Source organism: Marinobacter gudaonensis (assembly GCF_900115175.1).
Lineage (GTDB): Bacteria > Pseudomonadota > Gammaproteobacteria > Pseudomonadales > Oleiphilaceae > Marinobacter > Marinobacter gudaonensis.
In genome coordinates, this window is the sequence record NZ_FOYV01000001.1 from 2160107 (window position 1) to 2175309 (window position 15203).

General features: G+C 61.0%; 13 protein-coding genes. 7 read left to right on the forward strand and 6 right to left on the reverse strand.

Annotated elements, in window-relative coordinates:
* Positions 1–12: 12 nt before the first annotated feature.
* Positions 13–576 carry a carbohydrate-binding protein gene (locus tag BM344_RS09830; protein WP_091988959.1) on the forward strand — a complete coding sequence of 188 codons (564 nt, stop codon included), beginning with the start codon at positions 13–15 and terminating at the stop codon, positions 574–576.
* Between the two features lie 3 nt (positions 577–579).
* Here the strand turns inward: BM344_RS09830 and BM344_RS09835 are convergent, their stop codons facing one another.
* Positions 580–1779 (reverse strand): MalY/PatB family protein, encoded by a 1200-nt coding sequence (locus BM344_RS09835; protein WP_091988962.1) that lies wholly within the window; start codon positions 1777–1779, stop codon positions 580–582.
* Positions 1780–1990: 211 nt separating this feature from the next.
* On the opposite strand from BM344_RS09835, the gene BM344_RS09840 reads away from it, so the two are divergent.
* Positions 1991–2878: an AEC family transporter gene (locus tag BM344_RS09840; RefSeq protein WP_091990988.1), complete on the forward strand. Its 888-nt coding sequence runs from the start codon at positions 1991–1993 to the stop codon at positions 2876–2878.
* 29 nt (positions 2879–2907) lie between these two features.
* Here BM344_RS09840 and BM344_RS09845 read toward each other — a convergent pair whose 3' ends face one another.
* The gene (locus BM344_RS09845) at positions 2908–4551 is read right to left on the reverse strand and encodes a methyl-accepting chemotaxis protein (protein WP_091988965.1); all 1644 of its coding nucleotides are present in this window, start codon (positions 4549–4551) and stop codon (positions 2908–2910) included.
* 222 nt (positions 4552–4773) lie between these two features.
* Between BM344_RS09845 and BM344_RS09850 the strand changes: the two genes are divergently transcribed.
* The gene (locus BM344_RS09850) at positions 4774–7281 is read left to right on the forward strand and encodes an acyl-CoA dehydrogenase (protein ID WP_091988968.1); all 2508 of its coding nucleotides are present in this window, start codon (positions 4774–4776) and stop codon (positions 7279–7281) included.
* Between the two features lie 16 nt (positions 7282–7297).
* Positions 7298–7786 (forward strand): tRNA (N6-threonylcarbamoyladenosine(37)-N6)-methyltransferase TrmO, encoded by a 489-nt coding sequence (tsaA, locus tag BM344_RS09855; protein ID WP_091988971.1) that lies wholly within the window; start codon positions 7298–7300, stop codon positions 7784–7786.
* A gap of 6 nt (positions 7787–7792) precedes the next feature.
* Here the strand turns inward: tsaA and BM344_RS09860 are convergent, their stop codons facing one another.
* Complete coding sequence (locus BM344_RS09860) at positions 7793–8098, reverse strand: hypothetical protein (RefSeq protein ID WP_091988974.1); 306 nt, start codon at positions 8096–8098, stop codon at positions 7793–7795.
* A gap of 140 nt (positions 8099–8238) precedes the next feature.
* A complete protein-coding gene (locus tag BM344_RS09865) occupies positions 8239–9198 on the reverse strand; it encodes a LysR family transcriptional regulator (protein ID WP_091988977.1) in 960 nt (319 codons plus the stop codon).
* 251 nt (positions 9199–9449) lie between these two features.
* Here BM344_RS09865 and BM344_RS09870 point away from each other — a divergent pair, with 251 nt between their 5' ends.
* The 3 genes from BM344_RS09870 (at position 9450) to BM344_RS09885 (ending at position 13660) form a co-directional block, all read left to right on the forward strand.
* Positions 9450–10331 (forward strand): DMT family transporter, encoded by an 882-nt coding sequence (locus BM344_RS09870; RefSeq protein ID WP_091988980.1) that lies wholly within the window; start codon positions 9450–9452, stop codon positions 10329–10331.
* A 436-nt stretch (positions 10332–10767) separates the two neighbouring features.
* Positions 10768–12159 carry an NAD(P)-binding protein gene (locus BM344_RS09880; protein ID WP_167363229.1) on the forward strand — a complete coding sequence of 464 codons (1392 nt, stop codon included), beginning with the start codon at positions 10768–10770 and terminating at the stop codon, positions 12157–12159.
* Between the two features lie 115 nt (positions 12160–12274).
* Positions 12275–13660 (forward strand): FAD-binding oxidoreductase, encoded by a 1386-nt coding sequence (locus BM344_RS09885; protein ID WP_091988989.1) that lies wholly within the window; start codon positions 12275–12277, stop codon positions 13658–13660.
* A gap of 351 nt (positions 13661–14011) precedes the next feature.
* On the opposite strand, the gene BM344_RS09890 is transcribed toward BM344_RS09885, so the two are convergent.
* Both BM344_RS09890 and BM344_RS09895 read right to left on the reverse strand, forming a co-directional pair.
* Complete coding sequence (locus tag BM344_RS09890; protein WP_091988992.1) at positions 14012–14461, reverse strand: hypothetical protein; 450 nt, start codon at positions 14459–14461, stop codon at positions 14012–14014.
* A 148-nt stretch (positions 14462–14609) separates the two neighbouring features.
* Entirely contained in the window at positions 14610–15185 is a 576-nt protein-coding gene (locus tag BM344_RS09895) for a gamma-glutamylcyclotransferase (RefSeq protein WP_091988997.1), read from the reverse strand.
* Positions 15186–15203 lie beyond the last annotated feature (18 nt).

Sequence of the window (15203 nt, forward strand, 5' to 3'; positions counted from 1 at the left end):
AAGGAAACGCCCATGAGTTATCCCCTCCACCATATGTTTCGACGCGTCTTTTGCCTGGTCCTGTTTCTTGCCGGTGCCACCACCACGCTCTCGGCGGCCGCTCAGCCCTGCGACCCCGAGGCCTCCCAGTGGATACCAAGCCGCTATTATCCAGCTGGCACCGTGGTCTTTCACAAGGGCGACTGGTACGAATCCCGGGAATTGCATCAGGGGCTGGAGCCCGGCATTACCTTTGAGTGGATTGAGCTGGATTCCGTCCCCGATTGCGGCAAGCCTGAGCAAGCGGCCGAGGACGCCGGAAAGGATGCCGCCATGGGCGCTGCGAATGGTGGTGGCGGGAAGGCGGTGCCGGAAATGCCGAAAGCCGGGCCCTCCGAGCGCGGTATGAACGACCTCGGCCAATGCGAGAAACCGGACCCGTGGCAGTTTTCCCGGAGCTACACGGTTGGCAGCCTCGCCACCCACGGCGGGCAGATCTGGGAGGCCATTCGGCCGACCAATGGCGATATGCCTGGCATGACCGAACCGCCGCGCTGGAAGCTGGTCAAGGAGCACTGCGCACTGGAAGCGCTGTAACGCTCAGCAAGGGACCTTCAGTGCCGCATCGATGCGGCTGACAACCTGTTCAAGCACCGATCTCGGACAGCCGATGTTCAGCCGCATGAAGCCGCTGCCCTGTTCCCCAAAAGACAGACCGGGATTCATGCCCACGCCTGCCTCCCTGACGAAAAATCGCTTAAGTCCGGCATCGTCGAGGTTCCGGTCTCGACACAACTCCCGGCAGTCCAGCCACATCAGGTAGGTGCCTTCCGGTGCCGTCACCCGGATGCCGGGCAGCCGCTCTGCCACCGCCTGCGCAATGAAATCCCGGTTACCCTGCAAATACTCCATCAGCCGGTCGAGCCATGGCCCGCCGTGGCGATAGCCCGCTTCAAAGCCAGCAATGCTGAAGGGGTTGCACTGGGGCAGATGCATGGATTCGAAGACCGACTTCATGGCCTTCCTACGCTCGGGATCGGCAATCACCAGGGCCGACAACCCAAGACCGGGCATGTTGAAGCTCTTGCTCGGGGCCACCGCCGTTACCAGGGCATCCTCGGGACCGGCGAGATTGGCGAGCACCGTGTGGCCGGGTTTGTCCGGGAAGGTCAGATCGCAGTGGATTTCGTCGGAAATCACCACCAGACCGTGGCGACGGGCAATGGCCAGAACCGCCCGCAGTTCGTTTTCGGACCACACCCGGCCCACCGGGTTGTGGGGGGAGCATAGCAGCAGAATCCGGGCATCCGGCCGCGCCGCGCACGCCTCCAGATGGTCCAGATCCATCCGGTAGTGGCCTGCCCGCTCCTCGTCCGGTACCAGGGGATTCTCAATCACCGCGCGCCCGCTGTGGCGGACGGAACTGAAGAACGGCGGGTACACCGGTGGCTGGATAATCACGCCCTCCCCCGGCGCGGCATAAGCCATGCAGGCGGCGTTCAGGGACGGCACCACGCCCGGTGCCATGAGTATCCAGTCCCGTTCAATCCGCCAGTCGTGACGGTCAGCAAACCAGTCGATCATCGACTGGTACAGGGAGTCCGGGAACAGGGTGTAACCGTAAACGGGGTGGGACGCTCTCTCCTGCAGCGCCCGGGTGACCGCCTCCGGCACCGCGAAGTCCATGTCGGCAACCCACACCGGGATGATGTCGTCACGGCCAAACACCGCCTTCCGAGCATCAAATTTCACCGAGCAGGTATGCTCTCTGGACACCGGCACATCGAAGGGATTGGACACAGGCGCTCTCCACGGCAACGTTAAAACGGTTTAGCGGTATTGTGGTGGGCCTGACAGGCAACCGCAACCGCGCTCACCGGGCTCTCCACCGGGTCGGTTCATCCGGCTTTGGTCTAAGATCGGCGAATTTCCCTTGCCCGAATGGGCTGATACTTGCGAACCTAACGGTTTAGCCCATAACAAGAGTCACAACCCCCCGGAGCCCATGTCCATGATTGGTCAGATCCTGTCCACCATGTTGCCGGTCTTCCTGATTGCCGGGTGCGGTGCCCTGTACGGACGCTACCGCACACCCGATATCAAGGGTCTGAATGTTCTGAATATGGAACTGTTCGTGCCCATGCTCGTATTCGCTGTACTGGCCGACCAGAAGGCCCCCCTGCAGGATTACGCCCAGCTGGCACTGGCAGCCACCGTGGTGGTTCTGGGATCAGGCATCGTGCTCTACCCGCTGGCGAAGGTACTGAAGCTGAATCTGAAAACCTTCCTGCCGCCGATGATGTTCAACAACTCCGGCAATATGGGCATCCCCATTCTGGTGCTGGCGTTCGGCGATGCCGCGCTGCCGGCGGCGGTGGTGCTGTTCATTGTCGAGATGCTGCTGCACTTCTCCGTGGGTCTATACATGCTCGACCCGCACACTTCCATCATCAAGCGTCTGCGATTGCCCATTGTCTTTGCCAGCATTGCCGGCCTCGCCGTCAACCTCGGGGGAGTGGAATTGCCTGAATGGCTGCTGGAAACCCTGAACATGCTCGGTGGTGTCTGTATTCCGCTGATGCTCTTTGCCCTGGGCGTACGCATGCTGGATGTGGACTTCAGTGACTGGAAGCTCGGTTTGCTCGGCGCCATTGCCTGCCCGGCCAGTGGCCTGATCCTGGCCTGGCCGATGATTGCCCTGCTGGACCTGCCCGGCCTGCAGATCGCCGCGCTCTGGGTGTTTGCAGCCCTGCCGCCCGCGGTACTCAACTACATGGTGGCGGAACAGTACCAGCAGGAACCGCACACGGTGGCCTCCCTCGTGCTGCTGAGTAACCTGGCGAGCCTGGTGGTGATGCCGGTGGTGCTCGGCCTGGTGTTTGCCGCCGGCTACGTCTGAGCCGGCGGCACTGTAACGCCTATTAAAGTTCAGCCTTTGAGGCGAAACACGCTCACCCGGGAGCGCAGCTGGCCCGCCAGCACCGCCAGGTCTCGGCTGGCTCCGGCTACCTGATCGGAGCCGGCGGAGGTTTCGACGGTGGCATCGTGGATGCGGCTGATGTTCCGGTTTACCTCCTCGGCCACCGAGCTCTGTTCCTCTGAAGCGCTGGCGATCTGCGCGTTCATGTCGTTGATGGCACCCACCTCGCTGCGAATGCGGGCCAACGCCTCCTCGGCCTCGCGGGTTTTGTCGACGGTGGTACGAGCGAGCTCCCGGCTGCTTTCCATCTCGCTGGATGCCTGGCCGGCTCCGGTCTGCAGGGCGCCGATCATCTCCTGGATCTCGCGGGTGGAATCCTGGGTTCGGGACGCCAGGGACCGTACTTCGTCGGCCACCACCGCAAAGCCACGGCCGTGGGTACCGGCCCGGGCGGCCTCGATGGCGGCGTTGAGCGCCAGCAGATTGGTCTGCTCGGCAATGGCGTTGATCACTTCAATGATCTTTTCAATGTTGGCACTGTCTTCCGACACCCGCTGAACCGTTTGCGACGCCTGCTCCAGGGTCTGGGCCAGCCGGCCGATGGAGCTGGCGGTTTCCTCAACCACCCGGTTACCGCTCTCCACCTCGGCGTCGGCCTTCTGGGTGGCTGTCGCTGCGCTGGCTGCAAAGCCGGCCACTTCGTTCACCGTTGCCGCCATCTGGTTCACGGCGGTGGCCATCTGTTCGGCCTCACTGGCCTGCAAGCGAATCTGCCGGCTGTTGTTCTCGGAGGTGCCCTCCAGCTCATTGGAAGCATTGGACAGTTCCTCTGCCGCCGCGCGCACCTCATGAATAATGCCCGCAAGTCGCTCAACCGTGTCCTGCAGGGCGCCCATCACGCTGTCCGGGTACCGGGTCTTCAGGTCCTGGTCGAGGACACCGTCGGCCAGCTGGCGAATGGCGCCGGCCACGTCTTCCGGTTCGCCACCCAGGATTTTCTTGAGCCGGCGGATAATCACGATAGCCACCAGGGCACCCAGAATCACGGCAAGGCCCGTTACCGTGAGGTTCAGGGTGTTGAACGTGCCGGCCGTTTCCCGGACTTCGTCGACTCCGCTGGTGACCACCTCTTCCTGGTAATCGATAAACGCGTTGACCCGTTTGAGCCACTCGGAATAGGCACCGGAGACGTCACTGAGCAGGAACGCCCGGGCCTGATCGATCTTCCCCGCCAGCCGCATCTCCAGGAGTTCCTCGGTCAGGGCCAGTGCACGTCGCTCAATCTCCTTGATGGCGCTAAGCAGCTGCCGCTCCCGGTCGGTGGCCCCCTCGCTGGCAAACATGGCATCCATGGGGCCTGCCGATTCGCGATAGAAGGTTTTCAGGCGCTCGATATCCGCCAGGTGCGTCTGCAGCTCGCGGTCGTTCTCAACCAGCACCGCATCACGAATGGCAATGGCCCGATCATGCACACTGCCACGGAAGTTGATGGCATAGCGCTGTTTGACGGCGGCACCGTCGCCCACTTCGGTCAGGGTGCGGTCAATAAAGCCCACACGCTGGTTACCAATCAGACTGACCGCGATCATCAGCGAAAGAATGAGGCCGAAGCCAAGGGCAAGGCGTTTTGCGACGGTGAGCGGGCCAATCATGAATACACTCCGGGGTCCGTTTTATTGGATGAAGCTATGTATTCAGAAAAAGTCGCAGACTGGATCAATCAATCGCCCGGAAATACTGCCCGTGTGACAACACTTTTCATTCCTGCAATCAATCTTTACATCTCGCCGCCCGGGGCCTTGCAACCGCCGAAACTTTGGCCGATGGTAAAGAACAGCTTCTGGTTATTGCATTCACGATATGGAGGTCTGCCCATGAGTGTTCTTCTCTTGCTGACCAGTGCCCTGGCGCTGATCTATTTCGGTATTGGCGGTACCACCGCCGCAGCGGTGATGGCCATCGCCACCGTGGTTGGCCTGTTCCAGGACGACTGGCACGTACTCAGCATCCTGTTCGGTGGCGGTCTGCTGGCCCTGGCCCTGATCCTGGTCATTCCGGGCGACCTGCGCCTCGACAAGCTGAGTCGACCGCTGCTGGGCTGGGTGCGCAGCCGCCTGCCCAAACTCTCGGACACCGAAGCCGAAGCGCTCAAATCCGGCTCCGTGGACTGGGACGGCGAACTCTTCTCCGGCCAGCCAAAGTGGAACAAGCTGCTGGATGCCAAGCCGGCACACCTCACCAGCGAAGAACAGGCCTTCCTGGACGGCCCGGTCGAAAAGCTCTGCGCCATGCTCGACGACTGGAAGATCACCCACGAACACTACGACCTGCCCGACAAGGTCTGGAAGTTCATCCGCGAGAACGGCTTTTTTGGCCTGGTGATTCCGAAGGAGGACGGCGGCCTGGGTTTCTCCAACACCGCCCATTCGGAAATCGTGATGAAGATCTCCACCCGCAGCGTCTCCGCTGCGGTTACCGTGATGGTGCCCAACTCCCTGGGCCCGGGCGAACTGCTGATGCACTACGGCACCGATGAGCAGAAGCAACACTACCTGCCCCGCCTGGCCGGTGGCGAAGAGATTCCCTGCTTCGCCCTGACCTCGCCGGTGGCCGGCTCCGACGCCGGGGCTATTCCGGACAAGGGCATCGTCTGCAAGGGCAAGTGGAACGGCAAGGAAGTGCTGGGCCTGAAAGTCACCTGGAACAAGCGCTACATCACCCTGGCGCCAGTGGCGACGCTGATTGGCCTGGCCATCAAGGTGTACGACCCGGACAAGCTGCTGGGCGAGAGCGACGACATCGGCGTGACTTGCGTGCTGGTGCCCCGGGACACCGAGGGCGTGAACGCGGGGCCCCGTCACCTGCCCATGAATACCGTGTTCATGAACGGGCCTACGTGGGGCAACGAGGTGTTCATTCCCATGGAGCAGGTCATCGGCGGCCAGGACATGCTCGGCAAAGGCTGGACCATGCTGCTGGAGTGCCTGTCCATCGGTCGCTCCATCTCCCTGCCGGCCCTGGGCACCGGCGCCGGCAAGGTGGCCAGCCTGGCGACCGGCTCCTATGCCTACACCCGGGAGCAATTCGGCCGCTCCATCAGCCAGTTTGAGGGCGTTCAGGAAGCCCTGGAGCCCATTGCCGGCTACACCTACATGATGGACGCCGCCCGGCTGCTCACCTCGGGCATGCTGGATCGGGGCGTTCGGCCTTCAGTGCCTTCGGCGCTGCTCAAGTACCGCAACACCGACCTGATGCGTGAGGTGATCAACCACGCCATGGACGTGGTGGCCGGCCGGGGTGTGATTACCGGGCCCCGCAACTTCCTGGCCCGGGCCTACCAGGCCGTGCCCATCGGCATCACCGTGGAAGGTGCCAACATCCTGACCCGCAGCCTGATGGTGTTCGGCCAGGGCGCGATTCGCTGCCACCCGTTCATCGTGGAAGAGATCGAGGCCGCCGGCATGGCAGACGAAGACCGCGCGGCGAAGAAATTCGACGGCATCTTCTACCGCCACCTGGCCCACACCACCCGCAACGCGCTGCGGTCCGTTGTCCTTGGGCTCAGCCACGGCTGGCTGGAGTCAGTACCCCGCCAGGGCAACATCAAGCCCTGCTACCGGCAGCTGGCGCGGTTCTCAGCGGCCTTTGCCCTGATGACCGACGTAACCCTGCTCACCGTGGGCGGCGGTCTCAAGGCCCGCCAGCGGCTTTCCGGGCGGATGGCCGACTGCCTTGTACAGCTGTACTACGCCACCGCCGTGATTAAACAGTGGCATGAGGAAGGCTATCCGGACGACCAGCGGCCCCTGGTGGAGTGGTGTCTGAAAACCTGCCTGCGGGACCTGCAGGGCTCCATGCGCGAGGCCATCATTAACTTCCCGGTGCCGGCCCTGCGCTGGCCCCTGCGCCTGCTGGTGTTCCCGCTGGGCGCCACCGGCCTGAACGGCCCGGATGACAAGCTGGGCGCCAGAGTGGCCGAGACCATCGTCAAGGACACCCCGGTACGCCAACGCATCAGCCGCGGCGCCTACACCACCATGGATCCCGAGGATCCCCTGGGACGCGTGCTCAACGCCTACAAACTGGCCAACGAAACCGCGGAGATGCGCAGCCGGCTGCACGAGGCCATCCGCAACCGGGACGAGGACCAGATCGACGGCATTGCGCTGCTGATGGGCCATCAACGCAAGGAACTGGTGGACTGGGCCTGCGATCAGGGCATCGTGAAAAAAGAGGAATGCGACAAGCTGCTGGAAGCACTGGAAGCCCTCTACGACGTGATCCGGGTGGATGCCTTCGACGCCGATGGCCTGAAAGCCCTGAGCCGCTGCGCCAAAGGCAAGCGCAAAGTGGTGGAACGCCCACCACGGGAAGAAGAGTAGCGGGTAGGGCCATACCATGAGCAGCGTTCAGGAATTGCGCGTTAACGAGCAGGCGGTGGAACTTGCACCGCCTTCAGACGCCACGCTGCGTTTTATCGGCACCATCCGCACACCCTGGCACGACCGCAAGGACTGCCCGCGCCAGGGCCACCACGATGGCCCTGAGTGCCAGCTGGTGCTGGATCCCGTCTGGCATGACGCCCTGGAGGGTCTGGAAGACTACGACACCCTCGAGGTGCTCTACTGGCTGGATCAGAGCCGGCGGGATCTGGTCCGGCAAAGCCCGAAGAGCGATGGCCGCACCTTCGGCACCTTCGCCCTGCGCTCGCCGGTTCGGCCCAATCCGATCGGCACCGCAATGGTAAAACTGGTGGGTATCAACAACGGCACGGTGGTGGTGCGTGGGCTGGATTGCCTGGATGGCACTCCGTTACTGGACATCAAACCGGATCGCTGCGCCTTCAGCCCGAAGGCGCCGCCAAAATCCGGTACGCAGACGGAATAGCTGCGATTATTGATCGAGAATATTGATGATCTCCCGGGTGTCCTTGATCACCGTATAGATCCGGTCCTCTACCCGGACTTCCTGGCGCCCGTCGCCAATGTCACGAACCTCGCCATAGTCGTACAGGTCCCGATAAAGGCGGTCGCCCGGCCGAAGATCCAGTTTCTTCTGCCAGCCTGGGGGCAGCGGCTTGCCCTGCTCCACTTTCTTCTGCAAACCGGGCGGCAATTCCGCGCTGTGATTGCCTGCGCTTGCGGGCAAAGCCGCGCCCATCAAACATGTGATTGCAACAGCAAATACTGCTTTGTGCATGGTTGCCTTGCTCCTGTTGAAAATGGCTTCAGGGCGGGGTGGTGGATGGACCAGTCTCCTACTCTCCCGTCCCTGTTGTCTACACGCGTACATGCGGTGCTTCGTTCCCTGCGTCGCCGATCCCCTGCTGAACAGACCCTTCACTCGGGCAGCGTTTCCGGACGGAGCCCCCCGGCAATCGCCTCCGAAACCAACCACCGGCGCAGCAGTTGAATGCCCCGCTCCCGCCGGCGGCTGGTTTTCCAGGCAAAGAAAAAACTGTCGCCCGTCATTACCGAATGACAGGGCAGGCGCACGAAGTCGCTGGAATCCTGGCGGGTGCTGAGCATATAGTCGTTGGTGAGCGCGATGCCCTGGTGAAACCGGGCTGCCTCCAGTGACAGCAGCATATGACTGGAGTGCAACAACCGGCTCGACGCCGGCAGCGCCAGACCCGCCTCACGGTACCAGGCCTCCCAGTCGCCACCCTGCCGATCATAGATACTGTGAGTCGACAGCAACGGAAACTCCGCCACCTGGGCCGGCGTTAGTGACACCGACGCCGGATCTCCGGTGACTTCCTCCAGCCCCAGCTCCCGACGAATCTTCTGCCAGTAATCCTGGCTGCAAACGGGGAACAGGCGCTCCTCGTAGAGCAATTCATAACTGAACGCGGTTGAGTTCGGCTTGACCGTGATGAAACAGTCCGCCACCCGGTCCGACAGCACCGGGTTGGCACTGCTCATCTCCAGCGACAGATCCAGCTGCGGGTGCTGACGTTTCAAGTCCGGCAGGCGCGGCACCAACCAGCGCACGGCAAAGGAACTGAACACCGACAGCCGCAACAGCGACTCCTCATGCCCCAGCAACGCCTCGCTCGCCCGTTCAATCTGCAACAGCGCCGAGCTGATCCCGTCCAGATACTGACGCCCTTCATCGGTCAAGGTCACCGACCGCCCCGAGCGCCAGAACAGCCGTTCCCCGAGGTAGGTTTCCAGCTGCTTGATCTGGTGACTCACCGCACTCTGGGTAATGGCCAGCTCCTCGGCGGCCTGGGAAAAACTCTTCAGGCGGGCGACGGCTTCAAACACGGGCAGGGATTTCAGGGGTGGCAGACGCATCTATCGAATTTTCTAATAGTAGAAGAATATTGATCATTTTATCGGATAGTTAAGCACACCTAGAATCTCTCTGCATTGGAAACACATTACCGATGTTTGGGAGCTGGTGAGTCCGGGTACTTCCGAAAATGCTCGTAGCCAGGGATGGCGGAGAGCAAGCGTACATGGATGTACTCGCAGCGGTTTTCGGAAGTACCCGGACTCACCAGCTCTTCCTCCAAACGTCAGAGTTCGAAGTGGAAGGGAAGACAATGTCAGGCAGAACCATCAACAGCGCCATCCTGCTACTGGTCATCGGCAACGCCCTGGCCATCGGCTCCGATGTGTTCATCAAACTGCTGGAACCGGGTGCCCCGATCTTCCAGTTTGCCTTCCTGCGCTGCCTGTTCACGCTGGCGTTCCTCATGCCCCTGCTCGGCCAACTCAACCGCCAGCACCTGTTCAGCGGGCTGGGCATCCACACCCTGCGGGCGCACATCCATCTGGCGGGCATCCTGTGCATGGTGGTGGCCCTCAGCCACCTGCCGCTGGCCACAGCCAACGCCCTGTTCTACGGCGCGCCCATACTTGTCATGGTGCTCTCCGCCCTGGTGTTCCGTGAGCGGCTGACACCGCTGAGCGTGGTGGCCGTGTTCAGCGGATTCGCCGGCATCATCGTCATCCTGCGCCCGGTTGAGTTCAACTGGGCCGCCATTGCCGCCCTGGGCTCGGCACTGGCACTGGCCCTGAACGCCGTTATGGTGCGCACCTTACCCCGGCAGCAGAGCACCGTGCACAAGCTGTTCCTGAACTACCTGCTGATCCTGCCGGCCGCCGCTGCCCTCGCCTACTGGGAAGGTGCCGACTGGAACGCCGGCATGCTGGTGAGCGCGGCCGGCTCTGCCCTGCTGATTCTCGGATACAACATTACCGTGCTGCTGGCCTACCGCCAGGTGGACGCCAACCAGGTAACCAGCGCCGAATACACAGGGCTGATCTGGGCCGTGGGGATTGGCTGGATCTGGTTCGGCGAGGTGCCCGACCTCTGGTTCGCCGTGGGCAGTGCCATGATTGTGGTGCCACTGGTTATGCTGGGCCTGCGCTCGCGGCAGCGGAGTCACCGGGTGTTGCAGGTCCAAGCGGTGAATGGTTGATGCTCGCGGCCATTAGAGATGCGAAGGAATGACCCGACCCCGTCCGCAAGGTCTGTTGTGGGGTTAGGGTCATTGAATCGACGTAACAGGTGATTCGATAGTGAGTGGGACGCTAGAGGCCGATTGGCGGAGGTTCAGAAGGGTCGCAAAGCGGACATTAAGACTCGAGTCCCACCTAACCATTCTCCGCTTCAATTTGTTCGAACCCCTCGGTTTTCAGGCTAATACGCAATCGCGCATCAACCTCTTCAAGGCTGTGATTCAGGCCTTGGAGACGGTCTTCACGGAAGGCTATTCGACATCAATAACACAACAAATCGGAATGAAAGATGGAAACCCGAACTAAACTGAATGAGTAACGTGACCGCAAACTAACCAGTGAAGCCATCGAGCCGTGAAGTGATGAAAAAGGTTGCGTCGTTCTTGGGAGTTCATGATGAACGAAGAACTTGAAACGGACTATCTCATCGTGGGTGCCGGGGCTGCGGGCATGGCTTTTGCGGACTCGCTGCTCACTCATTCCAACGCATCTGTCACCATCGTTGATCGACGCCACGCGCCTGGTGGGCACTGGATTGATGCTTATCCCTACGTCCGCCTGCACCAGCCTTCTTCCCTTTATGGGGTCAGTTCGGTACCGCTTGGTCAAAATGCCATCGATGGCACTGGCACGAATGCCGGCTTCTACGAGCTCGCCGGTGTCGACGAAATCCGGGCCTACTACAGCCACGTGATGCAACGCCACTTCCTCCCTGGTGGCCGTGTTCGTTATTTTCCGAACTGTGACTATCTGGGTGATGGCCACTTTATCTCCCGGCTGGGGCAAAAATCCTGGACGGCGAATGTCCGGCGTAAGGTGGTCGACACCACCTATACCGAAGGCGCCGTTCCCGGTGCCAGTGCGCCGCCGTTTGAAGTGGCCGACGGCGTTCACTGTGTCCCTGCAGGTGGAATTGCCAGTATCACGGACCGCCCGGAACGCTTCGTTATCATCGGTGCGGGCAAGACCGCTCTGGATGCCTGTGTCTGGCTGCTGGAACAGGGCGTTTCCGCTTCTGCAATTCAGTGGATCAGACCGCGCGAGTCATGGTGGTTGAACCGCCGTTTTCACCAGCCCAATGATCTGCTTCCGGATTTTTATCAGGGTATGGCTGTGCAGCTCGAAGCCATGGCACAGGCGACCTCGATTGAGGATCTGGTATCGAGGCTGGAAATTGAAAAATTCTTTCTTCGCATTGACCCCGACATTGTTCCAACCATGTTCCGGGGTGCGGTGATCAGCGAAGCAGAACTGGAGCTTCTGCGCCAGATCAAGGACGTTATCCGCCTTGGGCATGTGCGGCGAATAGAACGGGACCAGATCATCCTTGAAGAGGGCAGCGTGCCCACAAGCGAGGGGACCATGCATGTCCACTGCGCCTCGAAAGGGCTTTCGCGCCCGCCTCTTCGTCCGATTTTTGAGCCTGGCCTGGTAACCGTTCAGCCATTCCTGTGGGGGTTCGCGTGCTACCAGTTCGCCATGCTGGGCGTTGTCGAGGCAACCCTGGACAGTGATGACAAGAAAAATCGCCTGTGCCCACCGATCGCATACTGGGACGTGAATACAGATTATCTGTCGGCGTTCCTGAGTGGACTTGCAAACGAACATGCCCGGGCGGCCTACCCGGATCTGGCACACTGGGCCAAGAATACAAGGCTGAACCCCCTCTGCGGAATCAAACTCTACCGCGATCTGCCGATCGTCGCCGATGCCCACGAACGCATCAAGCGCTCTGGGATGGCGGCGGTGGGCAACCTAGTGAAACTCATCCGGACCAAAGCCGCCTGACCAAAAATGACTAATCCTTCTGCTGTAGTCCCGAAACGGTCTAATAATGCACTGGTATTCCGGCTGGAAGGGCGCAGGATAAAGAGTCAAGCCCCATTGGGGCAGGGAGATGGCTATGACCAGTTTACAGCAAGGAACGGTTGATACCTTCAAAGAGCAGTTTGCTGGCTCTGTCTTTGAGCCGACCGACGCCGGTTACAACGAGGCTCGTCAAATCTGGAACGCCATGATTGACCGAAAGCCGGCGCTGATTGCCAAGTGCAGCTCGGTGGAAGATGTGGTGTCTGCGGTCAACTTCGGACGTGATCAGTCACTGCTGATCTCGGTCAAGGGAGGCGGGCACAACATTGCGGGCAATGCCGTTTGCGACGATGGCCTGATGATTGATCTGTCGCAAATGAAGGACATCGAGATTGATGTTGAAAAACGTCGTGCGTTTGTCGGACCTGGCTGTACACTCGCCGATTTTGATGCGGCGGCCCAGATGCATGGCCTGGCGACACCGCTGGGCATCAATTCCACAACCGGTGTCGCAGGGCTGACCCTTGGGGGCGGGTTTGGCTGGCTCAGTCGCAAATACGGCATGACCGTCGATAATCTGATGTCCGTTGACATGGTGACAGCCGATGGCCGCCAGACACGCGCCAGTGCCAACGAGAATTCCGATCTTTTCTGGGGCACCCGCGGTGGTGGGGGTAACTTCGGTATTGTTACCCGGTTCGAGTTTGAGCTGCACCCCGTAGGGCCGGAATTGTTGAGTGGGCTCATGGTATTTCCGTTTATTCAGGCCAAGGCGGTGGTGACGCAGTTTGCGCGCTTTACTGAAACCATGCCCGATGAGCTCAATGTGTGGCTGGTTATTCGTCATGCGCCGCCCTTGCCTTTTCTGCCCGAGTCGGTCCACGGCCAGCCGATTGTCGCCCTGGCGATCTGCTATGTCGGAGATCCGGAGGCTGGCGAAAAGCTGATTGCGCCCCTGCGCTCATTCGGCGACCCGCATGGCGAGCATGTAGGTGTTCAGCCTTTCGTCAATTGGCAGCAGGCCTTTGATCCACTGTTGACCGAGGGTGCACGCAATTACTGGAAGTCCCACAACTTTGTAAAGCTGACCGACGATGTAGTAACGGTTGCGCTGGAGTACGGGGACGAGCTGCCATCGCCCCATTGCGAGATATTTATCGCTTCCATTGGTGGCCAGACCGGCCGGGTGGCGCCTGATGCCATGGCCTATTCCAGCCGCGACGCAAATTATGTAATGAATGTGCACGCACGCTGGGAAACACCCGCGGAAGACGAACGTTGCCGCCAGTGGGCCCGCGCATTCTTTGATGCCGCCAAACCCCATGCCAGCAGAGGCGCCTATATCAACTTCCTTTCAGAGGACGATACCGACCGGGTTGAGTTCGCCTACGGGGAGTCTTACGAGCGGTTGGTAGAGGTGAAGGGGAAGTATGATCCGGAAAACCTGTTCCGGATTAATCAGAATATCAGTCCCCACTGAGGACTTTCCCCGGCTTGGAATTCCCAGAAGGCCCGGAAAAGTGAGGTCACGGTTGTTTTTGGGCACGACCTGCCAGCAGCTCTTTTCCGGTAATCCTTTGGCTAGCCGCTAACGCCATTGGCTACTGGTAGCGCAATGCTGAATGGGGCCGGTTTTTCGGAGGTAGTTACCCACTAGCGGTTTTACAACGGCTTACCAATGGTCGCTTTTGCTTAAAAGCAAACATCACTTCCAGATCCTTATATTCTCGCTCCTACCAAAATCTGACAAATACCTGAGCCAATCGACAGTCTCTGACTGCGGTGCCGCCGGTTGTGATTTGCCGGCGACACCCGATCCAGAGCCCAGAGCTCAACGCCGATTCGATTCGATCAGCACGTGAGTGTCGTGAATAATGCGGCCAATGCGGGCCTCGGGCGGTAGGTGGTCGCCATAGCCCAGGCGGATTCGGTAATGGCCGCCCGGGTGCTTGTAGCCGTAACGGTGCCGGTCGTAACGATCGTGCCGGTCCCGATGCCCGTGCCACTCGCGCCTGTCGTCCCGTTTGTGGTAGCCGCCATGATGCTTGCGGTGCCCGTGCTTCCATTTGTGGTGGCGGTCATGGCCTCGCCGGTGGTCGTAACGGTCGCGGGAATCGCCGCGGTAATGGGCCGGCAGCAGGTGTTTCTGGTGGCCCGGCGGCACGGCCAACCCGCGCTCGAGGGGGGGTTGCCAGCCAACGCTGCGCCGGTCGTCGGCCATGGTGGGGGCAGACAGCGTCAGCAACGCGGTGACCAGGCTTCCAATCAGTAATCGCTTCATGATTATCCTCCGGTTTCTCCAGGGACAGAGTCCGCACCCGGTCCAATGCCGGGTGCCTCTGAGGCCAGATTATCGAACCGGCGGCGGTTGTCAGCGCCCGGGGGGCGGCTTTGCAGGATTTTTACGTGAGACGGGGCCAGCTTGACGTTCAGCTGTCGCCGGAGTCGGCAGATCGCAGGTGCGCTTCCAGGGCAAAGGTGTGGGGGCAGTCGGCACCGAGGGCTCTAAGGGAGTCGGCAAGGCGCAGCAGGTACTCGGCGTTGGGGCCGCTCGGCCCCGAGGCCGCGGCAATCTGGCGGGCAATGTCGGCTTCCGGCGCGTGGCCCAGGAAGGCTTCGTTGTCTTCGGTGGCAATGTACACCAGGCCCTCGGCGTGGCTGCCATCGTCGAAGGTGAGCGTGGTGCTCAGGCGCAGGTAACCGTTTTTCTCTCGCACATCCAGGTGCTCAAACACATTGGGCGACACCCGGAAGGCCATGCCCTTGCATACCGCGCCCGGTTTTTCGATCAGGGTGACCACCCGCCCTGGCTGCTCCGGCGTGCCCCGATGATCGTGGGAACCCTGCCAGAAGCGCCGCTCCCAGCCACGAATGGACGCCGGGCGCTGTTCCAGGAACGGAAAATCCACCTTGTAGATCAGCGAGCCGTAGCCGAACAGCCACACCGACTCCACGCCGGCGAAATTGTAGCGGTTGCGGTTGTGTTCAATGGTGTTTGCGGACATTACACTCTCTGCGCGGAA

Excerpts from the sequence above, each read along its gene's own strand:
- BM344_RS09895 (WP_091988997.1), bottom strand. The coding sequence starts at position 15,185 with ATGTCCGCAAACACCATTGAACACAACCGCAACCGCTACAATTTCGCC.
- BM344_RS09885 (WP_091988989.1), top strand. The coding sequence starts at position 12,275 with ATGACCAGTTTACAGCAAGGAACGGTTGATACCTTCAAAGAGCAGTTT.
- BM344_RS09860 (WP_091988974.1), bottom strand. The coding sequence starts at position 8,098 with ATGCACAAAGCAGTATTTGCTGTTGCAATCACATGTTTGATGGGCGCG.
- tsaA (WP_091988971.1), top strand. The coding sequence starts at position 7,298 with ATGAGCAGCGTTCAGGAATTGCGCGTTAACGAGCAGGCGGTGGAACTT.
- BM344_RS09870 (WP_091988980.1), top strand. The coding sequence starts at position 9,450 with ATGTCAGGCAGAACCATCAACAGCGCCATCCTGCTACTGGTCATCGGC.
- BM344_RS09890 (WP_091988992.1), bottom strand. The coding sequence starts at position 14,461 with ATGAAGCGATTACTGATTGGAAGCCTGGTCACCGCGTTGCTGACGCTG.
- BM344_RS09865 (WP_091988977.1), bottom strand. The coding sequence starts at position 9,198 with ATGCGTCTGCCACCCCTGAAATCCCTGCCCGTGTTTGAAGCCGTCGCC.
- BM344_RS09880 (WP_167363229.1), top strand. The coding sequence starts at position 10,768 with ATGAACGAAGAACTTGAAACGGACTATCTCATCGTGGGTGCCGGGGCT.
- BM344_RS09830 (WP_091988959.1), top strand. The coding sequence starts at position 13 with ATGAGTTATCCCCTCCACCATATGTTTCGACGCGTCTTTTGCCTGGTC.
- BM344_RS09840 (WP_091990988.1), top strand. The coding sequence starts at position 1,991 with ATGATTGGTCAGATCCTGTCCACCATGTTGCCGGTCTTCCTGATTGCC.
- BM344_RS09850 (WP_091988968.1), top strand. The coding sequence starts at position 4,774 with ATGAGTGTTCTTCTCTTGCTGACCAGTGCCCTGGCGCTGATCTATTTC.
- BM344_RS09845 (WP_091988965.1), bottom strand. The coding sequence starts at position 4,551 with ATGATTGGCCCGCTCACCGTCGCAAAACGCCTTGCCCTTGGCTTCGGC.